Origin of the sequence: Embleya sp. AB8, assembly GCF_049739465.1 — a bacterium.
In the GTDB taxonomy this organism is placed as follows: Bacteria; Actinomycetota; Actinomycetes; order Streptomycetales; family Streptomycetaceae; genus Embleya.
Genome location: NZ_JBMHHY010000002.1, coordinates 22,216 through 45,341 on the forward strand (window position 1 = coordinate 22,216; position 23,126 = coordinate 45,341).

A 23,126-nucleotide genomic window follows, 5' to 3' on the forward strand; every position below is an offset into this window, starting at 1 on the left:
AAGCAACCGGCACCACGTGCGTCGCGGCCCCGCCCCTGTGATCTGATGGCTGCGTGAGCCGCGCCGTCGAGGAATCCAACCGCCGCATGTTGCGCGCCCGGGACGCGATGGACCGGTCCTACGCCCAACAGTTGGACATCCCGACCCTGGCCCGGATCGCCCACGTGTCGGAAGCACACTTCACCCGCACCTTCCGGGCCACCTTCGGCGAGACCCCGCACCGCTACCTCCAGCGCCGCCGGGTCGAGCGGGCGATGTTCCTGCTGCGCGAGACCGACCGCAACATCACCGACATCTGCTTCGAGGTCGGCTTCGGCAGCCCCGGCACGTTCAGCCGCACGTTCCACGACATCGTCGGCCGATCGCCGCGGACGTACCGCAAGGAGACGTCGTCGGCCGGCGTCCCGACGTGCTTCACGATGGCCTGGACGCGGCCGAGCGCCTGACCGGGAGCCGGCCGGGGCGCCCAGTGGGATTGAGCAGTTTTGGATAAGTTTCACCACGCGCCGCCGAGTAGCGTGATGCACATGTTCAACGCAATCACGCAATCGCAGATTTACGTTCTCGACCAGGACGAGGCCCTCGACTTCTACGTCGGCAAGCTCGGCTTGGAGGTCGTCGCCGACGTCCCCCTCGGCCCCATGCGCTGGCTGACCGTCTCCATCCCCGGTCACCCCGAGCGCTCGATCCTGCTCGAACGACCGGGCGCGCCCGCGCTGTCCGAGGAAACCGCGGCGCAGGTAAGGGAGTTGGTGACCAAGGGGGCGATGGGCGGCTGGCTCATCTTCAACACCGACGACTGCCGCAAGACGTACGAGGAACTCCGCGCCAAGGGCGTCGAGTTCACCGAGGAGCCGACCGAACGCCCCTACGGCACCGACTGCGGCCTGCGCGACCCGTTCGGCAACAACATCCGCTTCACCCAGCCGAAGGTCTGAACTGAGCGCGGATTGCGCTGATTCGCCCGGATCCGGGTCGTCGCCATGGTCGGTCTTTGCCGATTCACCGCCGAAACGCCGGCCTGAAACAAGCGGTCAGGCGATACCGTCCTTCACGGAATCCCCTGCTCGGCCGTCCTCGGGACGCGCCGACACAGGACTGACGAGAACGACGGCGAGGTTCGATGGCAGACCGCGGGCTTACCGGCGACGACACGGATCCGGGGCCGGCCCGGGGCTCCGAATCGGGGTCGGAGGCGGGAACGCCTTCGCCGGCCAAGGCCGGGACGCGGGCCGAGGCCCGGGCCCGCCGGCGCGGCGGGCGCAACTCGGCGACGGACGACGACACTTCGGGCCCTCGCGGGCGGCGCCGGCCCAAGCGGTTTCGCAAGCTGAAGATCACCGCGCTCGTCGTCGCGACGGTGCTCGTGCTGATCAGCGCGGCGGGGTGGGCCTATTGGGAGCACCTCAACGGCAACATCCAGTCCTCGGAACGCAATTCGGGCGACGGCGACATAGCCAAGCCCAAGCCGGACGCATTCGGGCACACCCCGCTGAACATCCTGCTCCTGGGCTCGGACGGCCGGGACAGCGCGGAGAACTGCAAGCTGGGCGGGGCGTGCGGTGACGGCGGTGTGGCGAACGCCGACGTGCAGATGTTGTTGCACGTATCGGCCGACCGCAGCAACGCGTCGCTGGTGAGCGTCCCGCGCGATACGCGCGTGGCGATCCCGGCGTGTACCGACCCGAAAACCAAGAAGCGCTACGAACCGATCAACGACAGCATCGCCGACAGCCTGGGCCGAGGCGGCCCGGGCTGTGTGGTCGCGGCCTGGCAGAACCTCACCAAGGTGCACATCGACCACTTCATGATGGTGGACTTCTCCGGCGTGGTGTCGATGGCCGACGCGGTCGGCGGCGTCGAGGTATGCGTGCAACAGAACATCAAGGACGAGAAGAACTACGTCGACCGGCAGGGCGTCCAGCACTCGGAGGGTTCACACCTGAAGCTGGAGGCGGGCAGCCACAAGATCCAGGGCGTCCAGGCGCTGCAATGGCTGCGCACCCGGCACGCGTTCGAGTACGGCGGCGACCTCGGGCGGGCGAAGGCCCAGCACATGTACCTCAATTCGATGGTCCGCACGCTGAAGAAGGCCAGCACGCTGGCCAATCCGACCAAGGTCTTCCCACTGGCCGAGGCGGCCACGAAGGCGCTGCACGTGGACGACGGCCTGGGCAGCCTGAACAAGCTGATCGACCTGGCCGGCGAACTGAACAAGATCCCGACCAACCGCATCACGACGACCACGATGCCCAGCGGCGAGGACCCGCGAAACAAGGACCACCTGATCCCCGCCCCGGAGGCGGAACGCATGTGGACGATGTTGCGCGCGGACACCCCGTTCGACAAGAACGGCCCCGCCCCGGACGCCGCCCCGCCGCCCCCGCCCGCCCCGACGCTGGACAAGGCCACGGTCGCCCTGACCGTGCGCAGCACCCCGACCGGGGACCGCGCCGGCACGGTGAGCCAGGAACTCGTCAAGCAGGGCTTCAGCAAAACGGTGAAGGACACCACGGCGACCAAACGAGCAGCCACCACCACGCTCACCTACCCGGCCGCCGCCCAGGACGCCGCCCAGGCGGTGGCCACCGCCCTGTCCCTCCCGCCGGCCGCCCTCCAGGAGTCCCAACAGGCCACCCACCTGACCCTCACCATCGGCGCCGACTGGAAATCCGGCCCCACCTTCCCGGCGGGAGGCACCAACGGCAAGCCCGCCGCCAACACCCCGGCCCCCCCGGCCGCCGGCGACCTCCCCACCACGGCCGGCGCCCTCAACGCCTCCGACGACAAGGCCTGCATGTCGGTCAACCAGGAAAAGGACTCGAGGGGCGTCCCGTACTACACGTGGTGACCGGGCAAACCAGCCGAACAAGCAGAAAGCCGCAGGTCACCAAGTGACCTGCGGCTTTTTCACCGGGTGGGGCGTCAGGGGATCGAACCCTGAACCCGCGGATTAAAAGTCCGCTGCTCTGCCAATTGAGCTAACGCCCCGAGGGCTGTCGCGCGGTGATCCGCGTTTTGCCCACCGGCAGAGTACCGGTATCGCCCCGAGCCTGCTGCGAGTATCCCCGGACACGCCGTGACCTGCGGCAATGGTGGGCGGGCGGCGGCCCGTACCCGCACCGTCGACCGACGGGGAGGGTCGGGAAGGGCCGGGGAGGGTCGAGCCGGGTCAGTGCCCCGCGGAGGTGAGGTCGCCCACGACGCCCGCCTGCGCGTCGTAGCGGGCCCGGGCCTCGGCGATCCGGTCCTGGTGTTCCTCGGTCCAGGTGACCAGCGACCGGATCGTGGTGTGCAGCGTGGTGCCCATCGGGGTGAGCGCGTAGTCCACGCGGGGCGGCACCACCGGGTACACGGTGCGCCGGACCAGGCCGTCGCGTTCGAGCTGACGCAGTGTCACGGTGAGCATGCGCTGGCTGATCCCGTCGATCTCGCGGCGCAGTTCGGTGAAGCGCAGCGTACGGCTCTCCAGGATCGCGATCACCAACAGCGACCACTTGTCGGCGACCCGATCCAGGATCTGCCGTACCTCGCACCCCTCGCGCACGTCCCATTGCAGGGCGTCGTAGTCCTCCTGGTTACTCGCGCAGGGGGTCGGTTCCTTTGAAGTGCCTTCTTCCATGAAAGTCGATGCTGCCCAAGGATGGGGACGGTTACAAGAGGGAACCGGGTTCGTTCGCAGAACCGACGCTGTCCGAGGCCATGCGAAGCCATGCGAAGCCGTCCGAACCCCGGCATCCCGATCCACCCACCCGTGTCCCAAGGGGCTCCCGCATGTCCGCATCCACGTCCTCACCCACCACCTCGCCCACCCCGGACGAGGCGAACGCATCCAGAACACCGCACACACCCCCCGAGGACGACGCCGGACAGACCGGACAGTCCGGCCGGATGACCGTCCGCGCGTGGGGTGTGCTGATCGTGCTCTGCGGCGCGATCTTCCTCGAAGGCATCGACATCGCGATGCTCAATGTCGCGCTGCCCACCATCCGGGACGACCTGGGCATGTCGACCGGCGCGGTGAGTTGGGTGATGAGCGCGTACGTGCTCGCCTACGCCGGGTTCATGCTGCTCGGTGGCCGCACCGCCGACCTGCTGGGCCGGCGGCGGATGTTCCTGTTCTGGCTGACCGTGTTCCTGGTCTTCTCCGGCCTGGGCGGTTTCGCCACCGAGGGCTGGATGTTGATCGTCGCGCGCTTCGTGACCGGCGCGTCCGCCGCGTTCATGACGCCCGCCGGGTTGTCCATCATCACCACCGGCTTTGCCGAGGGGCCGCAGCGCAACCGGGCGCTGCTGTTCTACGCGGGCACCGCCGCGGGCGGCTTCTCGCTGGGCCTGGTGATCGGCGGGCTGCTGACCGCGATCGACTGGCGGCTGGTGTTCTTCGTCCCCGTCGCACTGGCCGCAGCGATCCTGTTGGCCGCGCTGACCCTGATCCCCCGGGACGACCGGCCGGACCGGACCGGGCAGAGCTTCGATGTGATGGGCGCGATCAGCGTCACCGCCTCGATGTTGCTCCTGGTCTACGGCGTGGTCCGACTGGAGCACCCGGCGCACGGCTGGGGTTGGACGGTCGCGGTCTTCGCGGGCGGTGTCGTCATGCTGCTCGTCTTCGTGGCCGCCGAACGGCGCGCGGCCACCCCGCTGGTTCGGCTTGGCATCCTGCGCTCGGGCGCGCTGGTGCGGGCGAACCTGGGCGCGCTGCTGTTCGCCGGGTCGTTCTTCGGGTTCCAGTTCGTCGCGGTGTTCTACCTCCAGGAGGTCCGCGACTGGTCGACACTGCAGACCAGTTTCGCGCTCCTGGCGGTCGGCGCGGACGCCGTACTCGCCCCGACGGTGACACCGCGCCTGGTCGAGCGGTTCGGGAATCTGCGGGTGATCCTGGGCGGGATGTTGCTGGCCGCGCTGGCGTACGCACTGTTCCTGTCGATCGAGGCGGACACCACCTACCTGGCCATGTTCCCGACGATGTTGCTGCTCGGGACGGCCTTCGCGTTGGCGTACGGTCCGCTCACGATCGCCGCCACGGACGGCATCGAGGAGGACGAACAGGGCCTGGCCGGCGGCCTGTTGTACACCGCGTTCCAATTCGGCGCGGCGCTGGGGCTGTCCGCGGTGACGGCCGTGCTGGCCGGCGCGGGTGGTTCGGAACTCGACGGCTTCAAGACCGCATTGATCGTGCCGCTGGTGGGCGCGCTGCTCGGCGCGGTGGTCACCGCGTTCGGACTGCGTCGGCGGCAAGTCCCGGTGAAGTAGCCGGGATTGGGGGAAGGGCCGCTCGCCGATCGACACCGGGATCGATCGGCGAGCGGCCCGGATCAGGTCCGGCCTCAGGTCCGGACTCAGACCCGGGGACTCATGCCTGGACTCAGGCCCGGCCTCAGGCCCGGGGACTCATGCCCGGACTCAGACCCGGCCTCAGGCCGCGGGACCCAGACCCGGCCTCAGGCCCGGGCGGAGGTCACGGGCCGGGCCACCTCAACCGACACCGGCTCGGCCGCCCCAGGCCGCTTCGGCCGACGCACCCCGATCATCAGCACCGTGACCGCCGCCGCCACGAACATCCCGACGCCCGCGATGGTCATGCACACATGCATCGCGTCGGCGAAGCTGTCGCCGAGCGCGCCCAGCGCCCTGCCGGTCGGCTCGGGAGCCAGGCCCAGCCGGCCCGCTGCGGACAGCCCCTCGCCGGAGACCGCCGAGGCGACATGTTCGCGATCCGCGACGCTCAGCCCCGAGTCGGCCAGGTGGTTCGGCAGCGCGGCGACGATGCGATTGGTCAGTACCGCGCCGAGGATGGCCGGGCCGAGCGCGCCGCCGAGTTGACGCAGGGTGTTGTTGCCCGCGCTGGCCATGCCCGCCAGGTGGTGCGGCACGCTGCCGACGGCGATCGAGGTGATCGGCGTCATCACGAACGCGAAGCCGACGCCGATCACCGTCAACGGCAGGATCAGCGCGGCGAATCCGGTGTTCGGGTCCAGGGTGTTCAGGGTCAACATGCCGATCCCGGTGAGCGTCAGGCCGCCGGTGAGCAGGGCGCCCGACGGGATCCGGCCCATCAGCCGGCCGACGATCGGGCCGATCACCACGGTGAGGCCGTTGATCAGCAGGAAGCGGTACGCGATCTCGAGCGCGCTCAGGTGCTGGACGTTGCCGAAGAACAGGCTGAGTGAGAACACGATGCCGACCAGGCCGAACATGGTCAGCATGGTGACCACGCCGGCCCCGGTGAAGGCCCGCGAGGAGAACAGTTCGAGGGACAACATCGGCGTCGCCGAGCGGCGCTCGACCACGACGAACGCGACCAGTCCGAGTACCGCGAGGGCGAACGCGGCCAGCACGGGGGCGCCCGTCCAGCCGCTGGTCCCACCCTCGATCACGCCGTAGATCAGGCCGGTGATCGCGATGATCGCGGCGATTTGGCCGGGGACGTCGATCGCCCGGCCGTGCGGCGAACGCGAGTCCTCCAGGAGTACCGCGGCGACCGCCGCGCCGATCAGGCAGACCAGCACGGTGGGCGCGAAGATCCAGCGCCAGGAGGCGTGTTCGAGGATCGCGCCGCTGAGCAGCGGGCCGAGCGACATGCCCAGGCCCAGCGCCGCGGCCCACGCGGATATCGCCTTGGCGCGGGCCCGGAAGTCCGGGTAGGCGTGGCTGATCAGCGCCAGGCTGGAGGTGAGCAGGGCCGCGCCGCCCGCGCCGGACAGCGCCTGGCCGACCCAGACCTGGGCGACGCTGTGCGCGGTGAGGTTGGTGGCCGAGCCGACCGCGAGGAGTACGAGACCGGCCAGGAACGCCTTCTTGCGGCCGTACAGGTCGCCGATCAGGCCGAAGGTCAGGATCAGCGCGGCCATCGGCAGGATGAAGATGTCGCTGATCCACTGCAGATCGCTCGTGGACGCGTCGAGCCCGCGCTGGATGGTCGGCAGCGACACCGCGACGCCGCCGATGGGCACGTACGACGCGAAGACACCCAGACAGGCGAGGACGACGGTGAGCGCGGGGCGAGCCACCGCGGAGGTCGGCGGCGGCGAGCCACCTGCGGCGGTCGGGGCGGACTGGGCGTTCTGGGCGGTCGTGGGCATGGTGCGGCAGCCTTCCAAGTAATCCGAAGGCTGCTAAGTTATCAGAAGCCTGCGAACATGTATGCACCCTGAGAACATCACCACACACTGCGATGTTCTTCGAGGACTGCGAAGATGTCGTATGCGTCGCATGCGTCGCATGCGTCGTATGCGTCGCATGCCGAACCGCCGCCCAACGTGCCCTACGGTGACGGGGTGCGGCGCCCGCGGGTGAACCCCCACCAGGTGCCGACGCCGGCCACACGGAGATCGTTCACACGAAAACCGGCCGTACGGAGATCGGCCATACGGAGATCGGAGAAGGAAGCGCGTGATGCCCACCCACCGCGAAATCGCCCCCGCCGCGTGGAGCGAACAGGTACCGCACCTGCTCTGGCGCGCGCAGCAGTCGATGCAACGGCTGCTCAACGAGCGACTCGATGGGATCGGCGTCTCGATCAACCAACTCGGCCTGGCCGGCCGGCTCGACGAGAACGGCGCGATGTCCTCCGCCGACCTCGCCCGCGCCCACCACATCACCCCACAGAGCGTGACCACCGCGATGGTCGCACTGGAACGCGCGGGCTGGATCGTCCGCCGACCGCACCCGGTACACAAGCGGGTGGTCCTGCTCGAACTGACCGAACTCGGCAGCGCCGGCGTCGCCGAGGGCCGGCGGGTGGTCAAGGAGACCGACGAGATGATCACCCGAGCGATCGGCACCGAACAAACCGCGGTATTCGCGGCGAACCTGCGGATGATCACCGCCGTGGTCGACGGCCCGGACGCACCGACGAGCCGGATGTGGCCGGAACCCCCGCACTGAGCCCGGCTCGCCCCACCAAACCCCGCCTCAGTCAACGCCGTTCGCAGCCCCGTCCCCCGCCGGCACCCGAAACGCCGGCACCCGAAACGCCGGAGCCAGCCGCGCCTCGGTGAACACCCGCAGGTACGCCGGGATCGTCCCGGCGACGGCGACCGCGAATACCGCGAAGGCGATCCGTACCCCGAACCACTGGGCGAGCAGGCCGATCAGCCCCGCGCCCAGTGGGATCGCACCCCACCCGAACAACCGGGACGCGCCGCTGTAGCGGCCCATCATCCGCTCGGGCACCAGGTTCTGCCCGATCAGCCGGGAGTCGACCGCCCACAACGTGCCGCCGAGCCCGCCGACGAAGGCCGCCGCGGTGACCGCCCACAGGTTGGTGGTCACCGCCGGTACCACCATCATCACGAACGTACCGACCAGATCGGCGAACATCACCCGCCGATGGCCGAGCAGCCGGTTGAGCCGACCCACGAGCACCGCGCCGAGCAGGCCGCCGACCCCCAACGCGCTCAGCACCACCCCGTATTCGCGCGCCGAAAGGTGCATCAGATCGTGCGCGACCAACGGCATCAGCGCCAACCACGCACCCCAACTCGCGTACAGCACGGTCAGGATGAGCGCCATCGTGCGCAGCAGCGGATCCCCCCAGAGATACCCGACCCCCGCGCCGATCTCCCGATTCACACTCGCCCGCGCGCCCGGCTCGACACCGGCGTCCACGTCAGTCCGCCCGGCCGCCCGAAACCGCCCGGTGAGCAGAAGCAGCAACAGGCTCGCCGCAAGGTAGGCGACCCACGTCACCCCGAGCGCGATCCCGGTACCGGCGGCCAGCAGCAGCCCGCCCACGAACGGCCCCGCGAACTCGTTGGCGGCCGTCTCGGCGCCGGTGATCAACGCGTTGGCCCGCTCCCGGTCGTCCCTCGGCACGATCGCCGGGATCAGCGCCGACGTCGAGGTCAGCGCGATCACCTCGGCCACCCCCAACACCAGCCCGCCACCCACGAGCACCGCGATGGTGACGCCACCACCGAGCGCGATCGCGACCAGCCCACCGATGGCCAACAGCCGCAACCCATCGGCCAGCCACAACAACCGCCGCCGATCGACCCGATCCACGAGCACGCCGACGTGAAGCGCGACGAGCAGCCAGGGCAGGGAGAGCGCGAAGGAGACCAGCGAGACGAGCGCCGGCGAGTCCGTATTCCGAGCGGCCAACACCGGCAGCGCGATCTTGGTGATGCCGTCGGCCAGGTTCGTCACGATGGTAAAGGCCAGCAGCACGAGGGTATTTCGCGATCCGACCCGGCGCGGCTCGCCCGGCGGCAGGCGATCAACCTCCCGCTCCCGCTCCCGCTCGACCGGCCCGCTCTCCAAGGCCATCGCCCACCCCTAACTACCTAAACGATTGACCGGTTAGTGTGCATCCGGATCGTGACACCGACCCACGCACGCCGTCAACCGGTAAACCCGATAGCCGGTTAGCCCGGGGGTAGACTGGGCAACCGAACCCCGACCGACCGGGCAACGCCGGACAGACCCAACCGAATCCGGATGGACCGAACCCGAACCCGAACCCGAACCGACCGGACCCGGACCGACACGGAGGCCCCCGATGCTCGAAGCCCCGCCTTCGGCCGTCCTGCTCCAGGCATTCGTCAACACCCTCGACGTCGAACTCGACACGGACGACCTGGGCACCCCACCCCTGCTCGCCGAGTGGCTGACCGACCGGGGCCTGCTCGACACCGGCGAGCGGATCGACGCGGCCGACCACGACCGGGCCCTGCGCCTGCGCGCCGGACTACGCGAAACCTTGGGCGTACCCGTCGGAGACGCGCCCGACCCGGAGCTGGTCCGGCAGGCCGACGAGGTGTTGCGCGCCATACCCCTGGTATTCGAACTCGGCGCCGACGGCCGACCCGCAGGCTTCGTCCCCGCCCAGGAACTACCGCCCGCCGCAAGGGCGTTGGCCACACTCACCATCGCCTGGAGCGAACTCGTCGGCAGCGGCGAGTCCACCCGCCTCAAGCGCTGCGCCGAGCACGGCTGCGCCTGGGTCTTCTGGGACGTATCCAAAAACCGCAGCCGCCGCTGGTGCTCGATGCGAGTATGCGGAAACCGCACCAAGGCCCGCCGCTACGCAGCCAAACACGCACCGCCGGCCGACGAACGTGACGACGCCGCCCAGGACTTGCCGGGCGGCGCGTAGCCCACCCGGGGAAGAACGCCGGTCCGATCTCGCCCCTTGAAGCCGGCCCACACCGACATCGCGTACATCGCACCCCGACAGCCGGTCGCGCGGCGCCAACTCCTTCCACCTCGCGGACGAGCCCGCCGTCCCGATCTCCAACAGCGCCACCGCCGTACTTGTCGGGTCGGGCCAGACGCCGCCCTCGAGATTGCTGGACACAGATCCCGCCCGCCCGTTCGTCCGCTTCTCGGCGGTGGCCCGTCACGTCCATCCCCGGATGCTGCAGCGGTCGCCGTCCGCGCAGGACGTGTGGAGTGCGCCGCTGAATCCCGGCCCGGTCGAGCCGGACCTACCGTTATCTCCCCAACGGTGCCCGCGACCCGCCCACCGCCCACACCTCGACCGCAGATCCCGCGCTGCGCGTGTTCCTGGACCCCTCGGACGCCCGCCATGTCACCGACAGGCGAGCACCCGCTTCACCGGTCGCCGCACGGCCTGCACCCTCCAGCCGTCGGTTCCCCGGCGCTACACGACGCATGACGGATCGTCAGATGGGCGAGCGGTGGCACGGAGCCGGGGCCATACCCCGTCTCCAGTGCTGCGTAAGCCTTCTGGCAGAGCATCAGCACTCGGCCCACCTCCGGGCATCTACTCCATGCGCAACCCCTCGGGCCGCATCAGCCGCCACAGAGCGGGCAGCCCCAGCACCGTCACCGCCACGACCGCCACAGCTGCGCCGCTCTTCCGGGCGGCCGAGGTCAGCAGGCGCATCACGCGCTCCCCGGTGAGCAGGTCAAGCGCGCCGGTCGGTTCGTCCGCGAAGACCACGCGTGGTGCGGGGGCCAGCGCGCGGGCCACCGCGACCGGCCGGGTTGCCGTCCCGGGTCGCCGCCCCAGCACGCAATCGAACCTCGGGGTCACACCAGATCAAGCACGATGGGCGAAAGCTCGTCGATTCGCTCGTCCGAGATTTCGGGCATACGGTAGTCGATTGCTCGCACATGATCCAGAAAATCCGGATTCAATAGAACGTGATATACGGGCAGATAATAGAGAAGATCTCTCTTCCAGATCCATTCACCGTCGGTCATCGGCGAACCGGCGCCGGGAATATTCTCTTCTCCGCCAAATACGTCCCGCTTGAACGCCATGAAGTCGAACAACGACGTCCCGGCCTCCAAATAGGCCAGAATCTTCGCCTCGTCCACAAGCGGGTCGTCGCCTCGGGCATCGAGGATGCTTCCCATCGATTTCCCGGCTCCAGGTTTCCAAAGTTCATCGTAGAGCCCAAGGATCTTCATCTCATCCACCTCTTTCTAGGAAATAATCGGAAGGAATATCCTAAAATATCCGCCATTGGCGATAACCGGATTCCCCTTCGCATCCAGGGCGATCAAATCGGTCGGGGCATGGACGGGAACGCCGAGCTGGCGTGCCACTTCCTGGGCTGCCGGCCCATGCGGTGAACCAATGGCATCGGCGCCGGAATGACACGATATCAAACGGACCGGGCCACCCGCATAGTCGGGATTATTGATTATGGCTTCCACGATATGTGTAGGGTTCGTCTCGTTCGAGAAATACGAGCCATCTGTTCTCCGGTGCGTGGGACCGAAGAATCCTTCTTCGTTCCCGTGCACGACCACATCGTGCAGCCCCGGAACGTTGCCGGCTCTCCCATAGTTTCCCCGGGTCGCCGGATCGCCCCCGATCGCCGAAGCCTCCGGTCGATAATAGATGGGTTCCCCGGTCCGCAGCGCAGCGTCGCCGGGAACTTCCGGGGGTACGGGCGTGCGCGATGTCCTCGAATGCAATTCTGCCTGCTGCCGACGGGTACCCATATCGATGCGGGACGGTGTTCCGTCCAAGACGTCGGTGATGCTTGGTCTCGAGCCGGGTCGGGCAGTGGCTTGCGAGGCCCTGCCGCCGGCGGCACCGCCCGCGGTGCCCGCGAGGACGTCGAGCAGGCTGACCTTGCCCTGCGTGGTCGCGTCGATGATGGCCGCCGTGCCGCCACCGGCGAGCGCCTGGCCCGTAACGCTGTTCAGGGCCGCCGGAGCCTTTGCAGTCAAGGCGGTGAGGGCGCTGAGGCGGGTTGGCAGGACCAGCTTGGGGAGTTGTTGGGCGCCTGCGGACATCGTGCCGCCTACGGCGCCGCCGGCCGCGCCGTAGGCGGCGGTCTCCAGGAGGTGATCCGTGGTGAGACCGTGCTGCGCGCCCATCGCGATCTTGATCGGCTGGGCCACTGCGAGGTCCAGCGCGACCGAGGTCACCGCGCCGATAACTGCGCTGCCGACGATCGTGCCGATGATTTCGAGCACGGAGGCACTGATCGCGAGGCCGCACGCGGTCGCGGCGGACTCGGCAGCGAATGTGGCCGCAGACATCGCGGCACCCGAGATGATGTTGACGCCCGGAACGACCAACAGGCCGGCGCCGACCAGGATGGTCGCGGCCACGGCCAGGATCTCGGCCTTGAGGACGGTCTTCTGGGTCTGCACCGCATCGGCCAGTTTGCGCAGCGACGCCGCCTGTTCTCGGCATGAAGCGGCCGTCGAGGGAAGCCAGTTCCGGCCGCTGCCTTCGTACTGGCTCCAGAACGCGGCGAAGTTGTCGATCGGCAGACCGGTGTTGCGGGCGATGATGCCTCGGGCCGGTCCCGAGGCGCCGGCGATGACCTGGTCGAGTACCGCGGCCAGTCGCTCGTAGCCGCCGGCCAACTCGCGAAGCTTGTCCTCGTCCGCCTTGGGCCACGGCAGCCCCAGGAATCGGACAACCTGCTCGACCGCCTCGTCGCCCAGGCTGACCAGGCCCTTGAGTACCCGCATGCACTCGTCGAGACCCGCCTCTGCGAGATCGACGACGAAATCGACCGCCTCGCCGGCCTTGTCCAGCCCCGCGTCGACCGCCTCGCCGGCCTTGTCCAGGCCGTCCTCCAGCAGATCAGCGGCATCGCCGAATATGCCCATGCCTGGCCCTCAGCTCAGGCGTTTGGCGTTGGCGTCATCGGTATCCAGCGTGTTGCTCACCATCGCTTCCAGCGCCGGGGCGATACTCGCAACCCCCTGCGCCAGCACATCGGCGCCCTGGATGATCACCGTCTGGTTCGCCGCGAAGGTGGCCCCGAATTTGCGACCGTTCTCGTCGTCGCCCCAGGGCTCGCCGAGCCCGGCCGCCATCGCCTTGAACGCGTCCGCAGCCGCGCGTAACCGCTCGGCCTCCGTGACGAACTTCGGCATGGCCGACCGGATGTCCGCCGAATCAATCCTGATGTCCTCGCCCGACATGGGCCGCCCCGTGTTTTCGACATGGATAACACTATGTGATCATTCGATGACTACTACGGGCAGCGTAGTCGAGGCCGGGATGGTAGGCACGGCTATCCCCGAGCCGCTGCGAGGGTGGCCGGGGCACCGGCTACCGTGGCTGGATCGGAGTGACAGGGTGGCCGTGGACCATCCGAATCGTTGCGCACGGCGGCCCCGCTCTGAGCCAGTCGAAGATCCAGGGCGCCGAGCCGCGATGCCCCGCCGATCCCCACTGGTACGGCGAGTTCGCCGTCGGCTGCTCGGAGGACCTGGAGCACCTCGCCTTCCACGCCCGTAGCGAAGGCCCCACCCACCCCGACGCGACATGCCGCTGTCATGGCGAAGGATGCGCGTGGCACGAACGCATTCCCGGCCGATGCACGGGCGCCATCCGGTTCGTAATCAGCGGGACGCAGGGGTGTGCAGAGCCGGACAGAACTGCACACCCCTGCCCGCCCCAACTCCCGTTACCACCACCGCTGTCCAACTTATATTCCGCGGGCTCGAGTTCGATCCCCCGACGACCCACCCAGCAAGAAACCACAGATCCGGGGCTGTGTGCTGCCACCGAAGCAGTAGACCAGGGACGACGTATGAGGTCACCTCGCCCCTCATGGGCGAGGCATTCTTGCGTAAGTCAGGCGCGCTTCAGATTGGCGAGGAGTGTCACCCACGACCCCTGGCCGGCACGGACTATGCCGATCTCGAGGTCCTAACTGTCCCGAACTACCGTCCCCGGAAGGAGAGTCGGCGCAACCTCGACACAGTCGTTGGTCGGGCCGCTACGCGACGACTTGCGAAACGGTGCGGCCAGGTCGATGTGCTCCGGTTGCGTCGGTAGCCGGTTTACCTGGTCGAGGAAGGTGGACCACGTGCCGATGTGGAACGTGCGACCGGCCGCCGTGGGCTCCGCTTTCGAGTCGCGGACCCCTGCGCCGGCGTCGGTGAGAGCAGCCGCCATTACACACTGGGCGGTGCCTCCGGAGTACGAAGACGTGCGCCACGGGGTCGGAGTTGGCGTGTCGGGAGTCATTGCATGTCTCCTCGCTCGCGTCTTCGCGGCCCCCATGGCCGCCGTGTGCTTCGAGGGCGGTGCGCAAGTCCGGTCTTCTCCACCGTGGAACTTCGGGAGCTCACGAATCGACGAGGCCGCCTCACCCACCCGGGCGGGGCGGCTTTCGTCGTGCTCAGCGCTGAGCGCTGAGGAAGCTTGCCCACGCTTGTGCTTGGAACGCGATCCCAGGGGCCGTAGGGCACTTCGAGTCGCGCACGCCGGCGCGGCCGGACAGCATGACCGCCGACTCGACACAGTCACTGGTGCCACCCGAGTACGTCGACTTGCGCCACGGCGTTGCGTTCACATCGAACGACTGCATGTGTCTCTCCTCGCCTCGTACCTACACTTCGGAGACGGAGGCCGCCTCGGGCAAGGCGGCCTCTCTCTTGTACGTCAAACGCGCTTCAGGCCGGCCACCAGAGCGGACCATGCGGGCCCATCGGTACGGATGATGCCGGTGCGACGATCCTTGCTGTCGCGGACAGCCGTACCCCCGTCGACGAGCAGGGGTGCGACCTCCACACACTCGTTCTGTGCACCGCTGTAGGTGGATGTGCGCCATTGCAAAGCTGTCACCGCCGCTCCTTACGTACCAATTCCATGAACGCGACCGACGCCACCAAGGCCCGCCGCTACGCGGCCCGACACGGGGTCGTCGGCCGACGGCAGAGACGACGCTGCCGAACGTCGACCCGCCGCTGCCCTTCAGCGTCGCAGCAACATCACGTCGAAGTCGGGTGCGTCGAACTCCGGTTGATGGGAACCAATTTGCCGGTACCCCCACCGCTCGTAAGCGCGTCGCGCGCTCGTGTTGTCCTTCCGTACGAACAACAGGGCGAAGTCGGTTCGAGAGCCTGCCAGTAGCTCGCTGTGCAAGCTGCGAGCGTGTCCTTGTCGCCGCCAAGCGGGTCGGACCATCATTTCGCAGACCGCGAAAAGAGTCCCGCCATTGACCTCCTCCGGTACCCAGTCCGGGACTTGATCGCCCCACCATGTCTCGGGAGTAACGACTTCGAACCCGTACGCATCGGCGATGATGTCGCCGTTCGCCATCAAGCCGACGAGTCGGAAGCCCGGTTTCCGCACGTGTGTTTCGAGGCGTTGACGAAATGCCGCCACGGACTCGAATCGGCGGTGCAATCGCTCGGCGTACGCCTCGGCATACAGGTCGGCCAAGGGCGTCAGCCATCGCGGAGACTTCGGACGGACCGAACACGTGCAGGTCTATCCGGTTCACTTCACACTCCGATTCGTCAGGCGGAGACCGCGTCGAAGTGCTCGACAAAGACCCGAACTTCGCGCACATGCTCATACGGGCGGAGCGCGTTGACCGCGTTCCCGACCATCTGTGAAACCCGCTCCGATCGCACTTGCGTCAGATCTACGAGCACACGTTCACCGGCACTGGCAGCCATATCGAATTGCTCGCATGCCACGTTGTCGAGAGCTTGCTGGGCCTCATACAAAGCACGGTTACGGACGAACTCCGGCGCCTGGAGCATGACCGCCTGAGCCGACTGGGCTGCGGCTCGGCGCGGATCTCCCAGGGCCGTCCAACACTGGCCTTCCAAGCCCGCCATCTCGGCTGCTCCGAAGAAGGTCATCCATTCGGGATCCTCATCCTGCGGCCCCTGTTCGAAGTAACGGTGCGCCGATCGGATCGCCTTCTCACAGGCCGGGCGATCTCGCAGCACCGCCCATCCACCCGCTTCGCGCAGCGCCAGCAGCGACCGAAGCCGTGGGGTCGCCCAATCGGCGGCCACACTCTGCGCGACCTGTGCCGTGCGGATGGCTTCGCGTGGCCGCACGGCGTCCCGTGCCAGATACGACATGTTGCAGAAGACATGGGCTTCAAGTCGGGAATCGTCGGCCATGCGCGCGCCGGAAATGGCCTCGGCGTAGTAGGAGCGTGCATCCGCGAGACGTCCCGCGTCATGGCACAACCATCCGACGGAAATGGCCAACTCGCCGGCAACGGACTGGAGGTCCTTACCGGTTTGCTCCGAGAAGGCGCACTCGTTGAGCCACTGGTACGCGAGGCGCAGGCTGCTGGTCGCCGCAGAACACAGGTCGGTCGCGGATCCCCTTCGATCATCCGCAGTCCGGATCCTGGTCACCGCGTCGCGAACTTGGCGCACCTCCCGCTGCCCGATGGTCGCCCCCGCTGCGCCGGCGGTGGCCGGCGGGGCTATGCCCCCGAGCATCACAGAAGTGCTACCGGCGACAAAGTGACGGCGATTCACGGCCTCCTCCTCTTCGTTCGTTGTCTTGCTGGGTTGCGAGACGCGTCGACGCCGCTCCGGGACGGCGAAGCCGAGATCCTCCAACGCCCGGCCCGGAAGCAATCGACGCAACACCCGCTCGATTGCGTAGTTCGGGCATCGGATCCGACCCGATTCGATCCGTCCCACGTAGGACGCGTCCGTCCCGAGGTTTACCCCGATCTCCAGTCCGGCACGACGCATCGCAGCCGAGAACTCGGCCGGTGGCTCGCCTCGTTCCAAACGCATCGACCGGAAAGCTTCGTTCCGGGACCGACCGGGTCCTGACGTGGACATGCGCGCCCCTGGCAACAGGTGCCGTAGGTGATTCCGACCGTACTTCGTCGCACACATCCTGCGCAGGGGATCCTCGCCCTGGCGATGAAATGCCCTACGAATGCCACAAAATGCCATCACGTGCCGCGTTCATCCCCGGCGCGAACCCGCGACCTATCCATCCGACTCGCGATGTTCCGAGTGTGAGGAACCGCCGATGCCGACGAGTTCAGCGTGTTCGGCTCCCGGAGCCGCGAGGAGTACTTCGTGACCATCAGATTCGCAACCGTCAACCCCAATACGCCGCTGGTCCGCGACAAGGCGACCGGCGTCATTGCCGTCCCACCGTTCATCCACGACGAGCACGGCGAGCCGACCGAAGCCACGGACCTCCTGCTCAACCCCGGACACGCCGAGTTGCTGTACGCGGGTCTGTCCCGGGCACTCTCCGGCAAGGACCCGAAGGGGCGGACGCCATGACCGAGATCGCCGTGCGCAAGAGCTTCCCGCGTGCCGTGGAATCGGCCGGCCTGGCGCGGGCGACCATGCGTCGGGTCTGCGACGAGATCGAACTCACCGGCGAATGGCGCGAGGACGTGGTCCTCATGCTCTCCGAGCTGGTCACCGACGCGACGCTGCACTCCACCGTCGACTGGCTGACCGTGGACGTCAGGACCATGTACGCCATCCTCGACACCGGCGACGGCCTCACGCGCGTGCTGCTCGTCGGCGTCCAGGAGGTCGTACCCCGAGCAACGTGGTCCCCGTACGGCTACACCCAACCCCCGGTCCCACCACGGCGATTCGTAACCGGCTAGGGACTCGGGATCGTCGCCCGGATCGTGCCCGGCTGGCCCGGCGGCGAGCGCGGATGGCTACCGGGCACCGGCGGCCCGACGTCCTGGTTCCTCGCCAGCGGCGTCCACCCCGACCTCGTCACCGGCTCGATCGCCATATGCACCTCATGCCACTACGCGGCTACCGCGACGAGAACCTGCTCACCGCGGAAATACTCGACGCCCCCGCCGAACCCGCGATCCCAAGCCCCGCCGACAGCCTAGGCCCCGTGGCGACGCTCGCGGCCGAACCACTCGCCGCCGAGGCGTAGTTCGCCTCCGACCGCCCGGCCGGTCACGCGCCGTGGCGTCATCCACCACACGCCCGGCCGGGTTTCCGCACCCGGGACCAATCCAGCTCTCACGCCCCGCCGCTCACCCCCCGACCAGCGCACCTCGCACGGCGTGGACATGTACGCCCCGACGAAAGCCAAGCATCCACAAGGGAGTTCCATGAACGACGACACCAAGGACGCCGCGCGGCAGCGCCTGAAGCGGGCCGTACTCGTACGAGCGGTGGTGCGATCGACCTACCACCAGAGCCCGCCCGGCAGCTACGACCAGCGTGAGGCCCGCCGCCAACTCCAGGTCGCCGATACCACCGTCCGCAGGGCCGTATTCGCAGGCCGCGCCAACGGGCTTTCCAGAGTCGAGATGGCAGGCGTCGTCGGGGTGAGCGTGTCCCGAATCGCCGACATCCTCAAGGCACCCACCACGGACTAGCCCGGCGGCTCGGATCCACGAACCCGCCACTGACCGCATCCCGGGCCCGCCCAAACCCCGCGCGGGGCGAGGCCAGCCTGGCCTCAACCACCACCCGAAGCAACCACCACGGCCGGCCAGACGAGCCCGAAGTTGCGCGGCAGAGGCGGTCCGCCAAAGCATCGTGTTCCCCCGACCCGTCGTCGATCTCCACGTAAAGTGCGATCAAGAGAGGGTGATCAGGTCTGCCATCACACGCTCCTGGACGCCCTCAACCCGCTCCGGAACCCAAACCACAGAGCTACGTGTCGAACGCGGTTGCGGCTCGGCGGAGATGCGCGGCCATTGCAAAATCAAGGTCGGCGCCCAGGTGGAGGCAATGGAGGCAGTGGAGGCAGTGGAGGCAGTGGAGGCAGCAGTGAAAGTCCCGGACATGTCGCGCGATGCGCGTCTCACCGCCCATGGCGCAGTCTCCACATCCCTCGCCCTGTACAGCGATCGTGCCCTGCGCGAATTCGTGGACACGGCCGTGCCGATCGGATCCGGCATCGGCGGGAATGCGGCCCTGCTGGAGGTCGCCGGAACCCCGGTCTTCGTGAAGCGGGTGCCCCTCACCGACCTGGAGAGGCGGCCCGAACACGTCCGGTGCACGGCGAACCTGTTCGATCTGCCCGTCTTCTGCCAGTACGGCATCGGCACCATCGGCTCGCCGGGCTTCGGGGCCTGGCGAGAACTCGCCGTGCACACCATGACCACGAACTGGGTACTCGCAGCGGAGTACGAGGGCTTCCCCCTGATGTACCACTGGAGGATGTTGCCCGACTCGACGCCCCTTCCCGAGGAACTGGCCGACGTCGAACGGGCTGTGGCGTACTGGGGCGGCGGATCGCAGGTACGCCGCCGGATCCAAGCTCTCCAACAGTCCTCGGCGAGCATCGCGCTGTTCCTGGAGTACATCCCGCAGAACCTGCACCAGTGGCTCGGCACTCAGGTCGAAGCAGGGGACCGGACCGCCAACCGGGCCTGCGCCATGGTGGAGCGGGAACTGGCAGCCGGCGCCTCGTTCATGAACGACCGCGGGCTCCTGCACTTCGACGCGCACTTCGAGAACATCCTGACCGACGGCCGGCGCCTCTACTTCGCGGACTACGGCCTCGCGATCTCCTCCCGGTTCGAACTGTCGCAGGACGAGGCCGACTTCGTCGACCGGCATCAGACCTACGACCGCTGCCACACCACCACGTATCTGGTGAACTGGCTGGTCACCGCTCTACTCGGATACCGGAGGGAGGACGGGGACGGCCGCTACGCGCTGGTGCGCGCCTACGCAGAGGGCAAGCGCCCCACCGGAATCCCAGCGGAGGCCGCAACGATCATCGCCCGGCACGCGCCGATCGCCGCGGTGATATCGGACTTCAACCGCAGGTTCCAGCGCCAGAGCAGACAGACCCCATATCCGCTGGAGGAGATCCGCCGGATCGACCGCATGTAGCAGGTCCTCCGTCGGCTGACGGACGACCTGCCGAACTGCGACCCGTCGCCGCGCGCTCTCCGCCCGCACCCCGGGCGAACCCGCCCACGCGCCGACGCCAAGCGCCGACGCCACTCAGCCACTCAGCCACCCGGTCACCGGTCACCGGTCACCCGGTCACCCGCCCCACCTCAGTCCCCACCTCAGTTCACGCAAGGAATCCCGCCCATCTTCACCGAACCCCCCTGTGGTCCCGTGCTCGGTGGGTCGACCGGGGTGACCGGAGGCGGCGGCACCGTCGACGGCGGCGGAGTGCTCTGGGTCCCGCGCCGCTTCGAAGTCGCCGACGGAGACGACGTGGCCCCCGGAGCCGAACCCGTCGGACCGGCGGCGGCGGTGGTCGAAGGCGGCGGCGGCGGTGGCGGCACCGCGGCCCCCGACGGGGAGATCGCCGGGTCGTGCGCGATCGCGCCCGCGACGATCGCCTTGATCTTGACCGGGTCGACGATGTTGACGTCCTGGTCGCCGATCTGGTCGTAACGCTCGATCGGCAGCGTGAAGAACTCGGCATTGCCGCCGGTCAGGTTGGAGGCCTGCTGGGCGAAGTCCAGGACGTCCCAGGAGTTGTCGATCACCAGGTCCTTCTTGACCACGTCGAGCAGGCTGCGCATCTTGCCCACGTCGCCGAACACGCCGCCGTTCTTGAGCTTCGTGGCCACCGAGGACAGGAACGCCTGCTGGCGGTGGGTACGGTCCAAGTCGTAGTTCGGCAGGCCGTGCCGCTGACGCACGAACGCGAGCGCCTGTGAGGCGTTGAGCTGCTGACGTCCGGCGGGGAAGTCCGCGCCCGAATAGTGGTCCTTGACCGGGCCGTTGAGGCATACCTCGACGCCGCCGAGCGCGCCGGCGATGTCGTAGAAGCCCAGGAGATTGACCTCGGCGAAGTGGTCGATCGGCACGCCGAGGAACGCCTGGACCGTGCGCAGCGTCGCCGCCCGACCCGCCTCGCGGCCCTTGTGTTCCAGTTCCACCGGGTCCTTGACGCCCTGCGCGGCCAGCTTGTTCTCGGCGACGTACTTCGCGTTGTCGTACGCCTCCTTGATCTTGCGCTTGTGCCCGGTGCCGGGGATGTCCACGTAGTCGTCGCGCGGGATGGAGAACGCGGTGACCTTGCCGCCGTTGGCCGGGATGTGCATCAGGATCAGGGTGTTGGTGTTGTATCCGCCGACCTCGCTGGACGACCCCGCGTGCAGTTCGTCCTGGAGGAGCTTCTTCGGCAGATCCTTGCCGTTCATGTCCCGGCGGCTGTCCAGCCCGATCAGCAGCAGATTGACCGCGTTGTCCAGGTGCTTGGGCGCCTCGGCCTTCGCCTCGTCCAGGGCGTTGGACGTCTGCATGCCGTGGGTCAGGTCCCGGTAGACGTACCAGGTGACCCCGCTCGCCAGCAGCACCGCGATGGACAACGTGCACACCAGGACCCGGCCGAGCACCGCCCATGGCTTGGTGCGTCGCGGCCGACGCCGGCGGCGCGCGCCGGCGGTGGACTCCGAACCCCCGCTACGCATGGACCGACCTGCCATTCCGCCGGCCCAGTACGAGGCGCACCACCACCGCCGCGGCGACCGCGGCCTCGGCGGCGGCCATCACCGGGAACGCGTGCACCGCCCAGCGCGCCACCTCGGTGGCGAGTGCCTTGGAACCCTCCCGGGTGTGCTTGCCGGAGATGAACCCGGCCGCGACCGTCACCGCCGCGACGATCAGCGGGGGGGTCGGTACGACCCACCACAGGCCGGTCCGGGTCGCCATCGCCACCGCGCACAACGCGGCGACCACCACGGACACCGCGAACACCCCGCCCGGAGAGGCGCCGAAGGCCCGATCCACCAACGCGCCAAGCACCGGGACGCCGACCAGAATCAGCGGGACGAGCACGCCCGGGAACCGCCGACGGGCGCCCGGAGAACTCCCCGGCCGCCCTTCGACTTCAGGCATCTGCGTCAATGGCTGTGGCACGCCTGTACTCCCTCGTCCCGACCGGCCCGTCCGGAAGCAGGACGAGCCGAAGGCACGTACGGTTCCAGACTTGCGCAATTAAGCAACTATGGCGGATCGCCCGAACCCCGAATCACTCGGGATACCTCAGAGCCGACCCGCAAGCCACCGCCACCCTCGTCTCCGCGCGCCACCGAAGCCGCACACCACCCGCACACCACCCGCACACCGCCGCGTCCGACCCGAACAGCCCGACCCGAACAGCCGGAGCCGGCAGGCGTGTTCGGCAGACCGGACCGGCCTACTCCGGCGGCGTCAGCCCCAACGACCGGATCAGATCCCGCATCTCGGTCCGGTAGATCCGCCCCGGATCACCCGTCTGCCCGCGCAGGTGGCCATAGATCTCCAGCGACACCAGCCCGTGCAGCCGCCCCCACACCCGCAACGCGAGTGCGACCGCCGTCGGCGGCAGCTCCGGGAACTGCGCGCGCACCAGCGCGACCAGGGTCGGATCGAAGTCGGGCCAGTCGTACGTCTCGTCCGACTGCAACGCCTCGGCCGACGGCCACGCCGCCGCGACCAGACCGGTCAACCCGGCGCACGCCCGATGCGCCGCCTCGATCGCGGCCCCGCCCGGCGGCGCCTGATACCCGGGCACCGGATCGCCGTAGATCAACCGGAAGCCCTCCGGATTGGCCACCGACCAGGCCCGAAACGCCCCGGCCCAGGCCAGCAGCCGACCCGCCGCATCGGCCACCGAGACCTCGTCCCGAGCCTCCTCCGCGACCTCCACGAGCGACGTGTACACATCGCTGATCAGCACGCTGACCAGCTCGTCCCGGGTCGCGTAGTAGCCGTAGATCGCATTGGCGGTCATGCCCATCTCCCGGGCGATCGCGCGCAGCGTAATCGCTCCCGGGCCGCCCTCGGCCAGCAGCCGGAGGGCGATCGTCCTGATCTCGCAGGCGGTCTCCACGCGGAGGCGAGCCCGGCGGGTGGGTGTCCGTTCTTCCGTGGCCATGACCGAACGGTACAGCGTTGCAATACTGCTCGCCGTGCTGTAACTATACGGCGTGCAGTAAATGCACACCGCACAGTCCCGCGCAGTCCCCGTCCCACAGAACGGTCCCGCCGTGCCT

General features: G+C 68.5%; 25 protein-coding genes, 1 tRNA gene and 1 pseudogene. 11 read left to right on the forward strand and 16 right to left on the reverse strand.

Going from position 1 to position 23,126, the window contains the following annotated elements:
- Nucleotides 1-53: 53 nt before the first annotated feature.
- From ABIA38_RS02980 to ABIA38_RS02990, 3 genes are all read left to right on the forward strand, one after another.
- Nucleotides 54-446, forward strand: coding sequence for a helix-turn-helix domain-containing protein (locus tag ABIA38_RS02980; protein WP_424636794.1), 393 nt, complete (start codon nucleotides 54-56; stop codon nucleotides 444-446).
- A gap of 81 nt (nucleotides 447-527) precedes the next feature.
- Nucleotides 528-938 (forward strand): VOC family protein, encoded by a 411-nt coding sequence (locus tag ABIA38_RS02985; protein WP_424636795.1) that lies wholly within the window; start codon nucleotides 528-530, stop codon nucleotides 936-938.
- Nucleotides 939-1,123: 185 nt separating this feature from the next.
- Nucleotides 1,124-2,851 carry an LCP family protein gene (locus ABIA38_RS02990; protein ID WP_424636796.1) on the forward strand — a complete coding sequence of 576 codons (1,728 nt, stop codon included), beginning with the start codon at nucleotides 1,124-1,126 and terminating at the stop codon, nucleotides 2,849-2,851.
- Between the two features lie 67 nt (nucleotides 2,852-2,918).
- Here the strand turns inward: ABIA38_RS02990 and ABIA38_RS02995 are convergent.
- Nucleotides 2,919-2,991, reverse strand: a tRNA-Lys gene (locus ABIA38_RS02995).
- 181 nt (nucleotides 2,992-3,172) lie between these two features.
- Nucleotides 3,173-3,622, reverse strand: coding sequence for a winged helix-turn-helix transcriptional regulator (locus tag ABIA38_RS03000; RefSeq protein WP_424636797.1), 450 nt, complete (start codon nucleotides 3,620-3,622; stop codon nucleotides 3,173-3,175).
- A 269-nt stretch (nucleotides 3,623-3,891) separates the two neighbouring features.
- On the opposite strand from ABIA38_RS03000, the gene ABIA38_RS03005 reads away from it, so the two are divergent.
- Nucleotides 3,892-5,256, forward strand: coding sequence for an MFS transporter (locus ABIA38_RS03005; RefSeq protein WP_424637172.1), 1,365 nt, complete (start codon nucleotides 3,892-3,894; stop codon nucleotides 5,254-5,256).
- Between the two features lie 188 nt (nucleotides 5,257-5,444).
- Here the strand turns inward: ABIA38_RS03005 and ABIA38_RS03010 are convergent, their stop codons facing one another.
- Entirely contained in the window at nucleotides 5,445-7,085 is a 1,641-nt protein-coding gene (locus tag ABIA38_RS03010) for an MFS transporter (RefSeq protein ID WP_424636798.1), read from the reverse strand.
- Between the two features lie 313 nt (nucleotides 7,086-7,398).
- On the opposite strand from ABIA38_RS03010, the gene ABIA38_RS03015 reads away from it, so the two are divergent.
- Nucleotides 7,399-7,890, forward strand: coding sequence for a MarR family winged helix-turn-helix transcriptional regulator (locus ABIA38_RS03015; protein WP_424636799.1), 492 nt, complete (start codon nucleotides 7,399-7,401; stop codon nucleotides 7,888-7,890).
- Between the two features lie 27 nt (nucleotides 7,891-7,917).
- On the opposite strand, the gene ABIA38_RS03020 is transcribed toward ABIA38_RS03015, so the two are convergent.
- Nucleotides 7,918-9,273 (reverse strand): MFS transporter, encoded by a 1,356-nt coding sequence (locus tag ABIA38_RS03020; RefSeq protein ID WP_424636800.1) that lies wholly within the window; start codon nucleotides 9,271-9,273, stop codon nucleotides 7,918-7,920.
- A 232-nt stretch (nucleotides 9,274-9,505) separates the two neighbouring features.
- Here ABIA38_RS03020 and ABIA38_RS03025 point away from each other — a divergent pair, with 232 nt between their 5' ends.
- Nucleotides 9,506-10,102, forward strand: coding sequence for a CGNR zinc finger domain-containing protein (locus ABIA38_RS03025; protein WP_424636801.1), 597 nt, complete (start codon nucleotides 9,506-9,508; stop codon nucleotides 10,100-10,102).
- 699 nt (nucleotides 10,103-10,801) lie between these two features.
- Here ABIA38_RS03025 and ABIA38_RS03030 read toward each other — a convergent pair.
- The 9 genes and pseudogenes from ABIA38_RS03030 to ABIA38_RS03070 all read right to left on the reverse strand — a co-directional run.
- A pseudogene (locus ABIA38_RS03030) lies at nucleotides 10,802-10,984 on the reverse strand (ABC transporter ATP-binding protein); the annotation flags it as partial.
- Between the two features lie 17 nt (nucleotides 10,985-11,001).
- Nucleotides 11,002-11,394, reverse strand: coding sequence for a hypothetical protein (locus ABIA38_RS03035; protein ID WP_424636802.1), 393 nt, complete (start codon nucleotides 11,392-11,394; stop codon nucleotides 11,002-11,004).
- 6 nt (nucleotides 11,395-11,400) lie between these two features.
- Nucleotides 11,401-13,053 (reverse strand): hypothetical protein, encoded by a 1,653-nt coding sequence (locus ABIA38_RS03040; protein WP_424636803.1) that lies wholly within the window; start codon nucleotides 13,051-13,053, stop codon nucleotides 11,401-11,403.
- A gap of 9 nt (nucleotides 13,054-13,062) precedes the next feature.
- Nucleotides 13,063-13,371, reverse strand: coding sequence for a hypothetical protein (locus ABIA38_RS03045; protein WP_424636804.1), 309 nt, complete (start codon nucleotides 13,369-13,371; stop codon nucleotides 13,063-13,065).
- Nucleotides 13,372-14,104: 733 nt separating this feature from the next.
- Entirely contained in the window at nucleotides 14,105-14,461 is a 357-nt protein-coding gene (locus tag ABIA38_RS03050; RefSeq protein ID WP_424636805.1) for a DUF397 domain-containing protein, read from the reverse strand.
- 118 nt (nucleotides 14,462-14,579) lie between these two features.
- Nucleotides 14,580-14,768 (reverse strand): DUF397 domain-containing protein, encoded by a 189-nt coding sequence (locus tag ABIA38_RS03055; RefSeq protein WP_424636806.1) that lies wholly within the window; start codon nucleotides 14,766-14,768, stop codon nucleotides 14,580-14,582.
- 74 nt (nucleotides 14,769-14,842) lie between these two features.
- Nucleotides 14,843-15,025, reverse strand: a complete 183-nt coding sequence (locus ABIA38_RS03060) for a DUF397 domain-containing protein (RefSeq protein WP_424636807.1) — start codon at nucleotides 15,023-15,025, stop codon at nucleotides 14,843-14,845.
- A gap of 129 nt (nucleotides 15,026-15,154) precedes the next feature.
- A complete protein-coding gene (locus ABIA38_RS03065) occupies nucleotides 15,155-15,625 on the reverse strand; it encodes a GNAT family N-acetyltransferase (protein WP_424636808.1) in 471 nt (156 codons plus the stop codon).
- A gap of 77 nt (nucleotides 15,626-15,702) precedes the next feature.
- A complete protein-coding gene (locus ABIA38_RS03070) occupies nucleotides 15,703-16,959 on the reverse strand; it encodes a tetratricopeptide repeat protein (protein ID WP_424636809.1) in 1,257 nt (418 codons plus the stop codon).
- Nucleotides 16,960-17,253: 294 nt separating this feature from the next.
- Between ABIA38_RS03070 and ABIA38_RS03075 the strand changes: the two genes are divergently transcribed.
- The 5 genes from ABIA38_RS03075 to ABIA38_RS03095 all read left to right on the forward strand — a co-directional run bounded on the left by ABIA38_RS03075 (nucleotide 17,254) and on the right by ABIA38_RS03095 (nucleotide 20,016).
- Nucleotides 17,254-17,466 carry a hypothetical protein gene (locus tag ABIA38_RS03075; RefSeq protein WP_424636810.1) on the forward strand — a complete coding sequence of 71 codons (213 nt, stop codon included), beginning with the start codon at nucleotides 17,254-17,256 and terminating at the stop codon, nucleotides 17,464-17,466.
- Entirely contained in the window at nucleotides 17,463-17,804 is a 342-nt protein-coding gene (locus tag ABIA38_RS03080; protein ID WP_424636811.1) for a hypothetical protein, read from the forward strand. The genes ABIA38_RS03075 and ABIA38_RS03080 overlap by 4 nt, the downstream gene beginning before the upstream one ends.
- A 137-nt stretch (nucleotides 17,805-17,941) precedes the next feature.
- Entirely contained in the window at nucleotides 17,942-18,094 is a 153-nt protein-coding gene (locus ABIA38_RS03085; RefSeq protein ID WP_424636812.1) for a hypothetical protein, read from the forward strand.
- A 181-nt stretch (nucleotides 18,095-18,275) separates the two neighbouring features.
- Nucleotides 18,276-18,545, forward strand: a complete 270-nt coding sequence (locus ABIA38_RS03090) for a hypothetical protein (RefSeq protein WP_424636813.1) — start codon at nucleotides 18,276-18,278, stop codon at nucleotides 18,543-18,545.
- A 412-nt stretch (nucleotides 18,546-18,957) separates the two neighbouring features.
- Nucleotides 18,958-20,016 (forward strand): protein kinase family protein, encoded by a 1,059-nt coding sequence (locus ABIA38_RS03095; protein ID WP_424636814.1) that lies wholly within the window; start codon nucleotides 18,958-18,960, stop codon nucleotides 20,014-20,016.
- A gap of 182 nt (nucleotides 20,017-20,198) precedes the next feature.
- Here the strand turns inward: ABIA38_RS03095 and ABIA38_RS03100 are convergent, their stop codons facing one another.
- The 3 genes from ABIA38_RS03100 to ABIA38_RS03110 form a co-directional block, all read right to left on the reverse strand.
- The gene (locus ABIA38_RS03100) at nucleotides 20,199-21,560 is read right to left on the reverse strand and encodes an LCP family protein (protein WP_424636815.1); all 1,362 of its coding nucleotides are present in this window, start codon (nucleotides 21,558-21,560) and stop codon (nucleotides 20,199-20,201) included.
- Nucleotides 21,553-21,987, reverse strand: coding sequence for a DUF6542 domain-containing protein (locus ABIA38_RS03105; RefSeq protein WP_424636816.1), 435 nt, complete (start codon nucleotides 21,985-21,987; stop codon nucleotides 21,553-21,555). The genes ABIA38_RS03100 and ABIA38_RS03105 overlap by 8 nt, the downstream gene beginning before the upstream one ends.
- 301 nt (nucleotides 21,988-22,288) lie before the next feature.
- Nucleotides 22,289-23,008 carry a TetR/AcrR family transcriptional regulator gene (locus tag ABIA38_RS03110; protein WP_424636817.1) on the reverse strand — a complete coding sequence of 240 codons (720 nt, stop codon included), beginning with the start codon at nucleotides 23,006-23,008 and terminating at the stop codon, nucleotides 22,289-22,291.
- Nucleotides 23,009-23,126: the final 118 nt, after the last annotated feature.

Coding starts and splice junctions, on each gene's coding strand:
- ABIA38_RS03070 (WP_424636809.1), bottom strand. CDS start 16,959: ATGCGTTTGGAACGAGGCGAGCCACCGGCCGAGTTCTCGGCTGCGATG.
- ABIA38_RS03085 (WP_424636812.1), top strand. CDS start 17,942: ATGCACCTCATGCCACTACGCGGCTACCGCGACGAGAACCTGCTCACC.
- ABIA38_RS03010 (WP_424636798.1), bottom strand. CDS start 7,085: ATGCCCACGACCGCCCAGAACGCCCAGTCCGCCCCGACCGCCGCAGGT.
- ABIA38_RS03000 (WP_424636797.1), bottom strand. CDS start 3,622: ATGGAAGAAGGCACTTCAAAGGAACCGACCCCCTGCGCGAGTAACCAG.
- ABIA38_RS03100 (WP_424636815.1), bottom strand. CDS start 21,560: ATGCGTAGCGGGGGTTCGGAGTCCACCGCCGGCGCGCGCCGCCGGCGT.
- ABIA38_RS03005 (WP_424637172.1), top strand. CDS start 3,892: ATGACCGTCCGCGCGTGGGGTGTGCTGATCGTGCTCTGCGGCGCGATC.
- ABIA38_RS03015 (WP_424636799.1), top strand. CDS start 7,399: ATGCCCACCCACCGCGAAATCGCCCCCGCCGCGTGGAGCGAACAGGTA.
- ABIA38_RS03020 (WP_424636800.1), bottom strand. CDS start 9,273: ATGGCCTTGGAGAGCGGGCCGGTCGAGCGGGAGCGGGAGCGGGAGGTT.
- ABIA38_RS03055 (WP_424636806.1), bottom strand. CDS start 14,768: ATGCAGTCGTTCGATGTGAACGCAACGCCGTGGCGCAAGTCGACGTAC.
- ABIA38_RS03025 (WP_424636801.1), top strand. CDS start 9,506: ATGCTCGAAGCCCCGCCTTCGGCCGTCCTGCTCCAGGCATTCGTCAAC.
- ABIA38_RS03095 (WP_424636814.1), top strand. CDS start 18,958: ATGTCGCGCGATGCGCGTCTCACCGCCCATGGCGCAGTCTCCACATCC.
- ABIA38_RS03105 (WP_424636816.1), bottom strand. CDS start 21,987: ATGCCTGAAGTCGAAGGGCGGCCGGGGAGTTCTCCGGGCGCCCGTCGG.
- ABIA38_RS02990 (WP_424636796.1), top strand. CDS start 1,124: ATGGCAGACCGCGGGCTTACCGGCGACGACACGGATCCGGGGCCGGCC.
- ABIA38_RS03040 (WP_424636803.1), bottom strand. CDS start 13,053: ATGGGCATATTCGGCGATGCCGCTGATCTGCTGGAGGACGGCCTGGAC.
- ABIA38_RS03050 (WP_424636805.1), bottom strand. CDS start 14,461: ATGGGGGCCGCGAAGACGCGAGCGAGGAGACATGCAATGACTCCCGAC.
- ABIA38_RS03080 (WP_424636811.1), top strand. CDS start 17,463: ATGACCGAGATCGCCGTGCGCAAGAGCTTCCCGCGTGCCGTGGAATCG.
- ABIA38_RS02985 (WP_424636795.1), top strand. CDS start 528: ATGTTCAACGCAATCACGCAATCGCAGATTTACGTTCTCGACCAGGAC.
- ABIA38_RS03090 (WP_424636813.1), top strand. CDS start 18,276: ATGAACGACGACACCAAGGACGCCGCGCGGCAGCGCCTGAAGCGGGCC.
- ABIA38_RS03045 (WP_424636804.1), bottom strand. CDS start 13,371: ATGTCGGGCGAGGACATCAGGATTGATTCGGCGGACATCCGGTCGGCC.
- ABIA38_RS03110 (WP_424636817.1), bottom strand. CDS start 23,008: ATGGCCACGGAAGAACGGACACCCACCCGCCGGGCTCGCCTCCGCGTG.